This is a genomic window from Streptococcus sp. 10824 (genome assembly GCF_013276595.1).
Classification (GTDB): Bacteria; Bacillota; Bacilli; order Lactobacillales; family Streptococcaceae; genus Streptococcus; species Streptococcus pseudopneumoniae.
Window position 1 is genome coordinate 1 of sequence record NZ_VMLH01000056.1, and the last position, 12588, is coordinate 12588.

General features: G+C 40.8%; 15 protein-coding genes. All 15 read right to left on the reverse strand.

Going from position 1 to position 12588, the window contains the following annotated elements:
* Positions 1-254: 254 nt before the first annotated feature.
* Complete coding sequence (gene comGG, locus HT701_RS05475) at positions 255-665, reverse strand: competence type IV pilus minor pilin ComGG (RefSeq protein WP_119919739.1); 411 nt, start codon at positions 663-665, stop codon at positions 255-257.
* Positions 643-1104, reverse strand: a complete 462-nt coding sequence (gene comGF, locus HT701_RS05480) for a competence type IV pilus minor pilin ComGF (protein WP_054393006.1) — start codon at positions 1102-1104, stop codon at positions 643-645. The genes comGG and comGF overlap by 23 nt, the downstream gene beginning before the upstream one ends.
* Complete coding sequence (comGE, locus tag HT701_RS05485; RefSeq protein WP_000413380.1) at positions 1067-1369, reverse strand: competence type IV pilus minor pilin ComGE; 303 nt, start codon at positions 1367-1369, stop codon at positions 1067-1069. Before comGE ends, comGF begins: the two co-directional genes overlap by 38 nt.
* Positions 1332-1736, reverse strand: coding sequence for a competence type IV pilus minor pilin ComGD (gene comGD, locus HT701_RS05490; protein WP_259390922.1), 405 nt, complete (start codon positions 1734-1736; stop codon positions 1332-1334). The genes comGE and comGD overlap by 38 nt, the downstream gene beginning before the upstream one ends.
* Entirely contained in the window at positions 1729-2055 is a 327-nt protein-coding gene (gene comGC, locus HT701_RS05495) for a competence type IV pilus major pilin ComGC (RefSeq protein ID WP_023935304.1), read from the reverse strand. The genes comGD and comGC overlap by 8 nt, the downstream gene beginning before the upstream one ends.
* Before the next feature lies 1 nt (position 2056).
* Positions 2057-3073 (reverse strand): competence type IV pilus assembly protein ComGB, encoded by a 1017-nt coding sequence (gene comGB, locus HT701_RS05500; protein ID WP_119919741.1) that lies wholly within the window; start codon positions 3071-3073, stop codon positions 2057-2059.
* Positions 3021-3962 carry a competence type IV pilus ATPase ComGA gene (gene comGA / locus HT701_RS05505; protein WP_172931285.1) on the reverse strand — a complete coding sequence of 314 codons (942 nt, stop codon included), beginning with the start codon at positions 3960-3962 and terminating at the stop codon, positions 3021-3023. The genes comGB and comGA overlap by 53 nt, the downstream gene beginning before the upstream one ends.
* A gap of 75 nt (positions 3963-4037) precedes the next feature.
* Positions 4038-4403, reverse strand: a complete 366-nt coding sequence (locus HT701_RS05510) for a DUF1033 family protein (RefSeq protein WP_119919743.1) — start codon at positions 4401-4403, stop codon at positions 4038-4040.
* Between the two features lie 150 nt (positions 4404-4553).
* Positions 4554-5612 (reverse strand): zinc-dependent alcohol dehydrogenase family protein, encoded by a 1059-nt coding sequence (locus HT701_RS05515; protein WP_084886478.1) that lies wholly within the window; start codon positions 5610-5612, stop codon positions 4554-4556.
* A 318-nt stretch (positions 5613-5930) separates the two neighbouring features.
* The gene (locus HT701_RS05520) at positions 5931-6170 is read right to left on the reverse strand and encodes a hypothetical protein (protein ID WP_000907299.1); all 240 of its coding nucleotides are present in this window, start codon (positions 6168-6170) and stop codon (positions 5931-5933) included.
* Between the two features lie 113 nt (positions 6171-6283).
* Positions 6284-6718, reverse strand: a complete 435-nt coding sequence (locus tag HT701_RS05525) for a cytidine deaminase (protein ID WP_000355903.1) — start codon at positions 6716-6718, stop codon at positions 6284-6286.
* A gap of 13 nt (positions 6719-6731) precedes the next feature.
* Complete coding sequence (gene gltX / locus HT701_RS05530) at positions 6732-8192, reverse strand: glutamate--tRNA ligase (RefSeq protein WP_000031077.1); 1461 nt, start codon at positions 8190-8192, stop codon at positions 6732-6734.
* Between the two features lie 130 nt (positions 8193-8322).
* Positions 8323-9672 carry a glucose-6-phosphate isomerase gene (locus HT701_RS05535; RefSeq protein ID WP_000018269.1) on the reverse strand — a complete coding sequence of 450 codons (1350 nt, stop codon included), beginning with the start codon at positions 9670-9672 and terminating at the stop codon, positions 8323-8325.
* A gap of 170 nt (positions 9673-9842) precedes the next feature.
* Complete coding sequence (locus tag HT701_RS05540; RefSeq protein ID WP_172931286.1) at positions 9843-10532, reverse strand: gamma-glutamyl-gamma-aminobutyrate hydrolase family protein; 690 nt, start codon at positions 10530-10532, stop codon at positions 9843-9845.
* Positions 10533-10821: 289 nt separating this feature from the next.
* Positions 10822-12588: a multidrug efflux ABC transporter subunit PatB gene (patB, locus tag HT701_RS05545; protein ID WP_172931287.1), complete on the reverse strand. Its 1767-nt coding sequence runs from the start codon at positions 12586-12588 to the stop codon at positions 10822-10824.

The window sequence follows — 12588 nt, forward strand, 5'->3', positions numbered from 1 at the left end:
TCTGTGCCTTTCTTGTGTTTGTGGTTGAACAACAAGTATAACACAGAGGTGTTTTCTTATGCCTAGAAGAGCTTTCATTTGACAAGAGGAACCCTTGAAGCAGTTTTGTCAGCTAAACCAAGGCTAATCTTAGCCTTGGCTTGTCAGCCTAACAGCATCAAGCCTCTTATCAAATGAAATCGAGGGCTAGCTATCAGCTAGTTGAACCATCTAATTTTTAGGAGGGCTGGGTGGCTAACTTCATTATAGAACTTTCAATTCTCTTTCTTTTCAGCCTTCTCTTCTGATTTTTCCTGATTTGCTTGATTACTTGAATCAGTCGCTACCTCTTCCTTTTTCTCTGTTTTCTCTTCTTTGATTTTGATTGAAGGAAACAGAAATTCATATTGACTCTTAGGCGTACGAACCCTCGTCACTAAGCCAGTTTTCTTGTTTTGATAGCTCACCTGACCTAGATTAAAAACCTGTTCCCCACTTTCTTGCTCGGCTTTATCCTTGGTTCGTTTAGCCATGGCAAAAGCAATCAGTTTTTCTTTATTTAAAGCATAGTCTTGATAGTGGGCGACTTGTCGGTTCAAGTAAAATTGCAACAAAAGACTAAAGATGGCTGCCATGGTGACTGCATAGAGGAGAACACCTGCCTTAACTTTTTTCTTTTTCCACACGATAGATGAACTCTCTCTCTAATCCTTTTTGAAATTGGAAACGAAAGTGTACCAGTTGGCCCTCCTCTGTAATCTGCGCAGACTTAAGCCCATAGACCATAGGTTGATAACCTCGACCACGAGCATTCGTTTTACGGAAATCATCTGCCCTAGACTTACCCATAGCGATCTCCTTGCCATCCTGCTTCATATAGATACGATTGCCTTCCACCTTTTCAAACTGAGAACGCTCTAACTCTGCCTCCAGCTGGTCCACAAACAAGAGCCACTCTTTTTGCTCGCTTTGTTGCTGGTAGCGAACTTCTGAAATGAGGAGCTGACTCATAGCTTGAAAAAGGAGTAATCCTCCACTGATGACAATCAGGGCAATCAGGGATTCTAACAAGGTAAAAGCCTTGACCTTATGGCTCTTTGATTGCCAACAACTGTTCTGAACCATGGTAGACCTCCAATCCCTTTTCGCTAGAAAACACCTGAATCTCAACTCCGTTTATGTTTACCTGATTTTGACCTGTCTGCAAGGCCATCTTAGCTACCCTCAAGACTTCTTCCTTTTGCAAGATTTTTGCTTCCTCTTGCCTATTTTTTTGAATTTGTCCCAAAAGGAGGGTCGCAATGCTGGCAAAGATAGCTAGAGCGACTACTGCTTCCAGTAAAATCACTGCCCTAATTTTTTGTTTCCTTAATGCGTTTAATTTTTCCATTTCCTAGATATAATTGATAGCGAATCGCTCCTTTACTGGTCTGAAATTCAACCTTAGCTAAGGACGAATTGCCCCCAGCTCGGTCAAATGTAATACTTTGGCCTGATGGTGCCTGAATTCCTTTAGGGACTGGCAAGTTTTGACTGCCATTGCTAATGGTCTGCCCATCTAAGTTCAGACTAGTCTTTTGCTGACTGGCTACACTGCGTTTTTGGGTTTCCCGATAGAGTTCTTCAAATTCCATAAAGAAAATCTGTTCCTCTACTGCCGCAAAAGTGAACTGAACAGAGCCGGACAAGCCCAAGGCAAGGATACTCACAAGACCCAAAACCAAGAGACTTTCCAGCATGGTAAAGGCCTTAATCATTGACTTTACGATTTGCCTCTCCATTTTTAGTATAGTATTCATTATAGGCTTTAGCCTGTTCTTCCGTGATGCGTCCATCGTCTTGTAACTTACTTAGGCTAGCATCTTCATTTTTTTCTAAGCTATAAAGCTCTGCCTGGCTTTCCACCACCTTAACAACAGCAGCTTTTCCTTTGTCGTTGACTGCTTCTTTTTGCTTAGTCAGACTAGGTACAAAGAGTAAGAGAAGCACGCTGATGATGAGCAAGACCACCAACATCTCCACAAGTGTAAAAGCTTTAACCTTAGCTTTTTTCAAGAATGTCATCATTTTTTTCATTTTAAAAATTTACCTCCATATTTTGATACATGGGCATGAGCATTGCCGCATAAAGTAAAACGATAATCAGTGCTACAAAGATAAAAACCAGTGGCTGCACCAAATTCATGGTGCGGTTGACTCGGGTAAAAAAGGCTTCCCAAGTTTTTTCAGCATAGATTTCCAACTCACTCCCCAGCTTAGACTTGACTTCCCCATACTCGATGATGAGACTCAACTCCTTTTTAAAGAAAGGATAGGTTCCTATAGTTTGAGAAAATTCTCGACCATTTTGGAGAGAATGAGCCAAATCTCGACCGATTTCTTTAAAGAGTTGGGAACCTTGTTCCTGCATCATCTGAAAAATCTGCGTCAACTCCATCCCTTGAGAAATCATATTCCCCCACTCACGCGCGTAATAGGCTGTCAAATAGGTCTGCACAAAGATTCCAAAAAAGGGAAGGCGTGCTAAGATAGAAAAGACGCGCATCTTAGAACTTCTTTTATAGAAAGTGAGCGCTAAAAGGACACCTACTGAAACAAAAACTATCATGCCTAGAAAGATTTGTGGCAGATTGCCGATAATTTGGGCGGCAATATTGCTACTATCCAGTTGTGGGAGCAGGTAATTCCGTAGCCCCAGCATAATTAAGAGAAGAAAACCCAGCAAAATCAAGGGATAGGTCGCTACTTCAATCAATTTTTTCTTGACCTTAGCCAGATTGTCCAGATATTCTTCTATCTTTCCCAAACTCAGGTGGAGATTGCCATGAACTTCAGCTAGGGATAACTGGGTGACAATGGCACTTGAACATCCCAAACTTTCCATCATTTCTGAGAATGATTTCCCCTGAGACAAGCCCACACGCATCTGGGTCACACACTGCCTGTCCAACAAAGCACTCCTATCTAAAAAGGAGATGGTCTCCACCAGATGAAAACCGCTAGAAAAGAGATTGTTAAATAGGGTGATGATATTTTTTTGCTTAGCTGTAGCTAATTTTTTCCGTCTCAGCCTGAAGACTTGTGATATGTCCATCTTTAAGAAGCTGGTCAATTTGCTCATTCCACTTGGCTGCTTGGTGTTCTTGATAATCTCTGCTTGCAAAGTCAACGATTCCTCCTCCCCCGATTAATCTCTGGTAGCAGACTCCTTGCAGAACAACTGCCAATTCTTCTTCACTCACACCCAACTCCAGCAGACGCTCATAAACACCTCGGATACTCTTGGCGTGAATGGTTGAAAAAACTGTTGCACCTGTCAAACTAGCTCTGACCACTGCACGCGCCGTCTCGCTGTCCCGAATTTCTCCGATAATCAAGAGACCTGGTCGATGACGTAAGGAAAGCTTGATGAGATTTTCATAGGTTAGTCCAATCGCCTCATTCAACTGCAACTGGAGCATGTCGTCCTGCTTGATCTCAACTGGATCTTCAATGGACATGACTTGTTGCCCCTTAAAGAGAGACTTGGCCAATTCGTGCATCAGGGTTGTCTTGCCACTTCCGACTGGACCAGCAAAGAGATAGAGACCACGTTGCCTATACTGCTTACCCAGTTCTCCAATATCCTGAAACCAAAAATGCAAATCCTGCTCCTCATCATGCAACAAGCGAATAACTAAACTCTCATGTCCTCGATAATCGCCTACGGTAGATAAACGTAGGGACGCCATCTTCTGGTCATATTCATAGTCACAGGAACCGAGTTGACTACGTCGCTTTTCTCCCACATTCATACCCGCCACAAACTTAAAGTGACTGATGACGGCCGCAAATTTTTCGAAGTTATAACAGCCAATTTTACAGCGCTCGTCTCCTACCCTCATATGAAGCTCATAGGCATCTAACTTAGGGACAAAATAAATATCTTGCGCTCCTTTTTTCCGGGCCGAACGAATGATTTCTTGTGCAATTTCTTGAACCATACCTACCTCCTCACCTATACTATTCGCAAAGATTTGGAAAAAATAAAAAAGCAACTCCAAAAAGTTACTTTTTCTCTATTTTACTTTCATACGGCAAGAACGGTGCCTTTCCTTACCTGTTTGTTTTTCATAGCCTGGACGTAGTTTTTCATCTGGAATAACCTGCTCATCCTGTAAAAGAGCCAAAGAATGGTATTGTTGTAAATAGTCATCACATTCATCACACCAGCGTTGATCTTCCGGGTCCCAAAAAATGGTCATCAAGTCCCTTCTACTTTTATAAAGAGGGGATTCTTGTTCCAATCTAAACCAGCAAGTCTTGTAGTATTTGAGAGCATCATAATACTGGTCAAATTTCTTACTTGCTACAATATCTTCTTCCCAACCTTCTAAGAACCACCAGGGTTCAAAATCTCCGTACATTTCTATAACACGATACATATTCATTCATTCCTTTGTACCATATATTATAACCAATTCCGCTAAACAAGGAAAGAAATATGCTCATTTCTTAATTTTTTTGATAAAAAATCCAGCCATCCTATGATGACTGAATTTCTATTTGCTTATGTTCCAAAATCTTTTTACTACTTAAGCTTCTGAAATATCGTTTTCGATGATGACCTTAATGGCATGGTGGTCTGCTGCCTTACCGAAGACTTCGTAGGCTTTTTCAATTTCACTGAGTTTGAAATAATGAGTTACCAATTTTTCTGGTTCAATCTTATGACTTTCAAGAGCTTTCAACAATTGTGGAGTCGTATTTGTAGATACCAAACCAGTTGTTACATTGATGTTGCGAATCCAAAGTTTGTCCAAATCGAATTCGACTGGTTTACCATGTACACCACAGTTGGCAACCGTTCCGTCTACACCGATAATCTTTTGACAGAAATCAAATGTTGCAGGAATACCAACAGCTTCGATAGCGACATCCACACCACGTCCATCTGTCAAATCATAAATTTCTTTAATAGCTTTTTCAGGGTCTGAAGAATTAATCTTATGAGTCGCACCAAATGATACAGCAGTTTCCAAGCGGTTATCGTCTAAGTCCACCATAATCAATTTAGCTGGTGAATAGAATTGGGCTGTCAAAAGAGCAGCCAATCCAACAGGTCCTGAACCAATAATGGCTACGCTGCAACCAGGTTCTACTTTCCCTTTTAAGACACCAATTTCATATCCAGTAGGCAGAATGTCTGATAGCATAACCAAGGCTTCATCTGACAAGTCTTCTGGAGTATGGTAAAGAGTGTTATCTGCATGAGGGACACGCAGATATTCAGCCTGCATACCATCAATCAGGTGACCGAAAATCCAGCCCCCTTCGTCTTCACAGTGGGCATAAATTCCTTTTTTACAGTAGTAGCATTTACCACAGGCACAGACACAAGAAATCAAGACCTTATCGCCTTTTTTGAAGTTCGAAACTCCTTCTCCAACTTCTTCAACAATCCCAATCCCTTCGTGACCAAGAATGGTACCACTTTGGCAAGCAGGAACATCCCCTTTGATAATATGGAGGTCTGTTCCACAAATAGTGGTTTTTACGATACGCACAATAGCGTCAGTTGGTTTGCGAATCACTGGTTTGTCTACATCAACAAAAGAAGCAAGTCCTGGTTTAACATAAGTATAGGCTTTCATAAAGCACTCCTCCGTTTTTTTATTTGTACTATTTATAATATAATTGTAAGCCTTTTCATTTGTTTGTTCAAGATTTTTGTGATTTTTTTAACTTTTTTATTTACCGGTAAAGCAATGTAGATAAAAAAGCAGAAGCTAGCCTCTAACTTCTGCTTTCTCTCTTATGACTCATCTCCAATTTTTCTGATACCTGCAACAAAAATCGAAGATAATAATAATTGGGTAACACTCAACTGATCAAATCCAAAAATGTAATGTGCTAGCAAATGAAATAAGAAAACAAACAAAAACAAAGATAATAAAATCTTACACATAGATTTAAGCCCAGAAATTAATCCGTCCATTATTTGGATATACATCCCTAGCATCAACCCATTGAGCTACCGCATAACCTACATTGTAGAAAATGTTAATATAATCAAATATACGTTCAAGAAGTTCAGATAACCGATTGCTATAAATGCCTAAACGAATAGCAGCTTTTTTAGCTACCCTACTTAAAGTAGCTTTAGCAACTGCCAATCCTTTTTTCTTTACCAAATTACCAATGCCTGCCACACCACCGGAAATAGCAGTAGCAATTAGATTTTCTACTTTTTTAAACTTTTTTCATTTTTTCAAGTACAGTTTTTCAAATTATAGTAAAAAGAGCCAGAATTATACTGACTCTTCTATTGATTATTAAACTTAGAAGCACGTTCTTCTCCCCACCAATAGGGCATTAGTTCTGCGGCTTTCACTGTCTTTCTTGTATCGTAGTCCATCATGAATTCTGCATCTTTATTTTCAGCGTTCAACTCTAAAAGGAATTCTCTGCAAGCGCCACAGGGCATTCCTGAACTTCCACCATAAGGTGCTTTATCTCGAAAGGCTAATACTTTCTTAACCTTAGTTTGTCCTGAAAATTGGTACATATTGAAGAGGGCCGCCCGTTCTGCACAGAGATGGAAAACACCACAGGTTCCCTCCATACAGAAACCTGTAAATATTTGTCCATCTTCTGCTTCTACTGCAGCTACAACATGATTGGCATAAACAAAGTCTGATACTTCATGTGGATTGTATAGTTTCTGTGCTTCTTCGTACATCTTTTCCCAGATGTCCATTATTGTACCCTTCTTACTTAGAGATTTCCTTTAACATATTTTCGATATGCTGGATTGATTTTTCACGACCTAACAAGAAGATAGTATCTGGCAATTCTGGCCCATGCATTTCACCTGAAACTGCGATACGAATAGGCATGAAAAGATTTTTCCCTTTAATACCTGTTTCCTTTTGGACTGCTTTAATTTGTGGGAAGATATTCTCTGTCACGAATTCATCATCTGTCATCACTTCGAGTTTTGCTTTGAAGGCTTCAAGAACTGTTGGGACTGTTTCACCTGCCATGACTTCTTTCTCAGCCTCAGTTAATTCTGGGAAGTCTGAGAAGAAGAGGTCTGTCAATGGGATAATCTCATCTACTGATTTCATTTGTGGTTTATAGAGCTCAACTAATTTTTCAGCCTTGTCAGTCAATCGACCTGCTTCTTCTAGGAATGGTTTTGCCATTTCAAAGATAGTTTCTAGGTCTGCATTCTTGATATAGTCATTGCTCATCCAGTCTAGTTTTTTCTGGTCAAAGGCTGCTGGAGACTTGCTGAGGCGATTTTCATCGAACAGTTTAATGAGTTCTTCACGAGAGAAAATCTCATCTTCGCCACCTGGGTTCCAACCAAGAAGAGCAATAAAGTTAAAAACTGCTTCTGGAAGGTAACCTTTCTTACGGTAATCTTCTATAAATTGAAGTGTATTAGTATCACGTTTAGATAACTTCTTACCAGTCTCAGAGTTGATAATCAAGGTCATGTGACCGAACTCTGGAGCTTCCCAACCAAGTGCTTCATAAACCATGAGCTGTTTTGGTGTATTAGCGATGTGGTCGTCTCCACGGATTACGTGAGAAATCTGCATATCATGGTCATCGATGACAACGGCAAAGTTGTATGTTGGATAACCGTCTTTCTTTTGGATAACCCAGTCACCACCGATATTGCCACCTTCAAATTCGATATCACCTTTGACCATATCATGCCACTTGTAGATACCTGTCTCATTGACAGCCAAACGAACAGTTGGGATGATCCCTGCTGCTTCACGTTCTGCGATGTAAGCTGCTTTTTCTTCTTCACTCATACCAAGGTATTCATTGATGTAGCGTGGTGTTTCGCCAGCTACTTCTTGGCGTTCGCGTTCAGCTGCCAACTCTTCTTCTGTAACGTAAGATTTATAGGCTTTTCCTTCAGCTAATAGTTGGGCAATGTATTTTTGATACAAGTCCAAACGCTCAGACTGGCGATAATTCTCATGTGATTCTGGACTTTCATCCCAATCCATGCCTAACCAGCGAAGGTTTTCAAGTTGTGAACGTTCACCATCCTCGACATGGCGTTTACGGTCAGTATCTTCGATACGAATGAGAAATGTTCCACCATGATGGCGCGCATACAAGTAATTAAACAATGCTGTACGGGCATTCCCGATGTGTAGTAGTCCTGTTGGACTTGGTGCGTAACGTACGCGGATATCTTTTGACATAGTTTCTCCTATAAAGTCTCTAGGCGTCTGCCTTTTTGCTCTCTATATTATATCACAAGTCTTGGCTGAGTCCAATTTCTATGGATAAAGAGAGTAAAAAGAGTGGACAAACCACTCTTTTCTTCTATTATTATAGACGTGCGTTAAGTTCTTTGCTCAATTCTTCAAATCCTGGTTTTCCAAGAAGGGCGAACATGTTACGTTTGTAGGCTTCAACACCTGGTTGGTCAAATGGGTTGATAGCATTCAAGTAACCTGAAAGAGCGATAGCCAATTCGAAGAAGTAGATTGTATAACCAAGAGTGAAAGCGTCTTGCTCTGGAAGAGTCACGTACATGTTTGGTACATCACCGTCTGTGTGTGCAAGAAGAACACCGTCAGTTGCTTTTTTGTTTACAAAGTCAACGTCTTTTCCTTGAAGGTAACCAAGTCCATCAAGGTCTTCTTCCAAAGTAGGAATAATCACATTTTTACGAGGTTTGTCAACACGAACAACTGTTTCAAACATGATACGAGTTCCTTCTTGGATAAATTGACCAAGTGAGTGCAAGTCAGTTGAGAAGTTGGCTGAAGTTGGGTAGATACCTTTTTGATCTTTTCCTTCTGATTCACCAGCCAATTGTTTCCACCACTCTGAGAAGTATTGAAGTGATGGCTCGTAGTTTACCAAGATCTCAGTTGCATAGCCTTTACGGTAAAGAATGTTACGAACTGCTGCGTATTGGTAAGCTTCGTTTTCAGAGATTTTATCTGAAGTGTAGTCTTTGCGAGCTGCATTCGCACCTTCCATAAGGGCTTTGATGTCAGCTCCTGATGCTGCGATTGGAAGCAAACCAACAGCTGTCAATACTGAGAAGCGTCCACCGATGTCATCTGGAACAACAAATGTTTCCCAACCGTTAGCGTCTGCTTCAACCTTAACAGCACCTTTTTGGCGGTCAGTTGTTGCATAGATACGTTTGTTGGCTTCTTCTTGACCGTATTTCTTAACCAAAAGTTCTTTGAAGACACGGAAAGCAATCGCTGGTTCAGTTGTTGTACCTGATTTAGAAATCACGTTTACTGAGAAATCTTTATCAGCTACGTACTCTACCAAGTCAGCAAGGTAAGTAGATGAGATTGAGTTTCCTGCGTAAAGGATTTGTGGAGCCTTGCGTTCTTCTTTTGTTTGCAAGTTTGCAAAGTGGTGGTTCAAGAAGTCGATTGCTGCTTTGGCACCAAGGTAAGATCCACCGATACCGATCACAACTAAAACATCGCTGTCTGATTTGATTTGCTCAGCAGCTTTCAAGATACGGTCAAATTCTTCGCGGTCGTAGTTTTCAGGAAGGTCCAACCATCCCAAAAAGTCGCTACCAGCACCAGTTCCTTTACGAATCAATTCATCTGCTGCTGTTACTTGTGATTGCATGTATTCCACTTCATGTGGTGCAACAAATTTGTCTAAAACTTTTGAATAATCAAATTTAATATGTGACATGTTATTCCTCCAATATTTCTTCTTTTCTATCATAACGCTTACCTTCGTTTTTTTCAAGCTTTTTTGTCGAATTTCTCCAATTTTTATCAGAATTCAAACGTTTGCGTAAAAATGTCACATTCCAAAAATTTTGAAAAAATAAAAGAAAGAACGACTAGATGTTCCAGTCGTTACAGTTCATTCAATAAATACTCAAATAATTCTAAATTACCATCTTCTTCATTAACCAGAAACTCTGGATGCCACTGCAAACCGATAATGCGGTGTTCGTCGATAGATTCAATCGCTTCAATGGTTTGATCTCTCGGATCAATAGCAGTTACACGGAAATTAGATGCCAATTCTTTGATACTCTGACGATGGACGGAATTGACCTGACTTTCTTTTCCAAATAGCTTGGCAACCACGCTTCCTTCCACTGTCTCAATAGAGTGAGATGTTCCGAAAGGTAGTCCTTGCCAGTGACCTTCGATTTCTTGATTGAGGGTTCCACCAAAGGCAACATTGACAAGTTGAACACCGCGACAGATTGCCATAATTGGTTTATTCTGACGAAGCGCTTCTTTCAAGAGGGCCAATTCAAACTCATCACGGACCAGATTATAATCATCGCTCTCAATGGTCTTTTTCTCTCCATAAAACTGAGGATGAACATTTTGACCGCCTGTCAAGATAAGTTTGTCAATCATTTCCACATAATCGCGTACAACTGACTCATCACCAACAGGAATGACTAAAGGGAGACCGCCGACTTGACGAATGCTCTCTGCGAATCTACAAGATACAGATGAATGAATGTTTTTTCCTTCTGCGTCTACGGGACATAGATTTGCAGCAACTCCTACAACCGTTCTAGGCATGATGTCTCTCCTTTCGAATGTTAATACTCTTCGAAAATCAAATTCAAACCACGTCAGCATCGCCTTACCGTATATATGTTACTGACTTCGTCAGTTCTATCTACAACCTCAAAGCAGTGCTTTGAGCAACCTACGGCTAGCTTCCTAGTTTACTCTTTGATTTTCATTGAGTATAACGATAGTCCTATCATATCACTCAAAACGCCTTTCGTCTAATATGTTTTTTTTAAGGATGTGATAAATATTTTTTATGGATAAAAACAAGCTGCCCAAGGGGACAACTTTTTTCTTATTCGAAGACAAATTGATTGTGATAGAGTTCTGAGTAGAATCCACCTAGTTTCAAGAGTTCATGGTGATTACCACGTTCAATGACTTCTCCATCTTTAAGGACAATAATCTGGTCTGCATTGAGGATGGTCTTCAAACGATGGGCAATGACAAAACTGGTTCTACCCGCTACAACCGCCTCCATGGCATGCTGAATCTTGCTTTCTGTCACCGTATCTACGTTTGAAGTTGCTTCATCGAGAATGAGGACTTCTGGATCTGTCATCAGGGTTCGAGCGATAGAAATCAATTGTTTTTGCCCTGTAGAGAAGATGCTTTGATCATCATCTATAAGAGTATCGTACTTATCAGGTAAACTTTCGATATAGTCGTGAATATGGGTTGCTTTGGCTGCTGCCTCAACCATTTCTTGACTAGCGTCTGGCACACCGAAACGGATATTGTCTCGAATGGTTCCGCTAAATAAGACCGAATCTTGCAAGACAATTCCCACCTTGCTTCTGAGACTATCTAAATCATAGTCACGGATGTCTTTGCCGTCAAAATAAATCCCACCAGCATCAACATCATAAAAGCGATTGATGAGGTTCATAATAGTCGTTTTCCCTGAACCTGTTGGACCAACAACCGCCGTCATCTGTCCTTTCGGAGCGGAAATGCTGACATCTTTCAAAATAGGTTTATCAGGCAAATATGAAAAATCAATATGACGGATTTCGACACCTTCTTGCAACTGAGTGAAGGTTGGGGCGTTTTCAGGTCGAATTTCTTCCTCTGCATCAAACATTTCCTGTATCCGTTCAGCCCCCGTAAAGGCTAACTGAAGACTTCCCCAACTAGCCGCAACTTGGATAATAGGCTGGTAGTACTGCTGTGAAAATTGGGCAAACATCACAATCAGACCTAGGGCTGTACTTGTTTCAATGGCCTTATCATTCAGTAGAACAGCTGAACCAGCAAAGATAACGATGGCTGTGTTGACCAGGCTCATCCCATTCATGACAGGGAAAAGAATTCCTGAGAACATCCTTCCTTTAAAGGTTGCCTTGCGCACGCGCTCATTTTGTTCAAGAAATCCTGCCATCATATCCTCTTGAATTCCTTGCACAATCACGGCTTTTTGGCCTGAAATACTCTCGTCCATATAGGCGTTGAGTTTCCCTACCTCTTTCTGCTGGAGGTTGGTGTATTTGCGGGCCATTTTCACGATGAAAATCAGCATGAGGAAGGCAACTGGTGTGCTGGCAATGGTGATGAGGGCCAGCGTCACATTTCTCGAAAACATGACAAGAATCAGACCGATATATAAAACAATATTGCTCATGACCTGAATCAAGCTTTCGTTAAAGGCTTGGAGGATATTATCCAAATCACTGGTAAAACGAGATAAGATATCGCCATCTTGTCGGCGGTCAAAGAAAGAAACGGTCAAACGAGCTAATTTGCCAAAAAGACCTTTACGCATCTCGTTGGTCGACTCTGCAATCACGCGCGTCATGAGACACATGTATATGACACTGGAGATAAAGAGAACCAAAACTAGCAGGCCAAGATTGACCATGATTCCTGATAGGCTTTGCCAAACAAGTTCTGGATTGCCATCTTGATAAGCTTGAACTAAATTGGCTAGCTGCGTCACTGCTTGTCCAGAAAAGACCGGAAAGAGGGCTTGGGCAAGAGTTGCCAGAACAATCATCAAGATGACAACTACAAATGATAGCTTATAGGCTTTAAAATAATTCCAAAAAAATTGAACTGTCTTCAT

Coding starts and splice junctions, on each gene's coding strand:
- comGF (WP_054393006.1), bottom strand. CDS start 1,104: ATGGTTCAGAACAGTTGTTGGCAATCAAAGAGCCATAAGGTCAAGGCT.
- comGE (WP_000413380.1), bottom strand. CDS start 1,369: ATGGAAAAATTAAACGCATTAAGGAAACAAAAAATTAGGGCAGTGATT.
- comGD (WP_259390922.1), bottom strand. CDS start 1,736: ATGATTAAGGCCTTTACCATGCTGGAAAGTCTCTTGGTTTTGGGTCTT.
- comGC (WP_023935304.1), bottom strand. CDS start 2,055: ATGAAAAAAATGATGACATTCTTGAAAAAAGCTAAGGTTAAAGCTTTT.
- comGB (WP_119919741.1), bottom strand. CDS start 3,073: ATGGACATATCACAAGTCTTCAGGCTGAGACGGAAAAAATTAGCTACA.
- comGA (WP_172931285.1), bottom strand. CDS start 3,962: ATGGTTCAAGAAATTGCACAAGAAATCATTCGTTCGGCCCGGAAAAAA.
- HT701_RS05510 (WP_119919743.1), bottom strand. CDS start 4,403: ATGTATCGTGTTATAGAAATGTACGGAGATTTTGAACCCTGGTGGTTC.
- HT701_RS05515 (WP_084886478.1), bottom strand. CDS start 5,612: ATGAAAGCCTATACTTATGTTAAACCAGGACTTGCTTCTTTTGTTGAT.
- HT701_RS05525 (WP_000355903.1), bottom strand. CDS start 6,718: ATGGACATCTGGGAAAAGATGTACGAAGAAGCACAGAAACTATACAAT.
- gltX (WP_000031077.1), bottom strand. CDS start 8,192: ATGTCAAAAGATATCCGCGTACGTTACGCACCAAGTCCAACAGGACTA.
- HT701_RS05535 (WP_000018269.1), bottom strand. CDS start 9,672: ATGTCACATATTAAATTTGATTATTCAAAAGTTTTAGACAAATTTGTT.
- HT701_RS05540 (WP_172931286.1), bottom strand. CDS start 10,532: ATGCCTAGAACGGTTGTAGGAGTTGCTGCAAATCTATGTCCCGTAGAC.
- patB (WP_172931287.1), bottom strand. CDS start 12,588: ATGAAGACAGTTCAATTTTTTTGGAATTATTTTAAAGCCTATAAGCTA.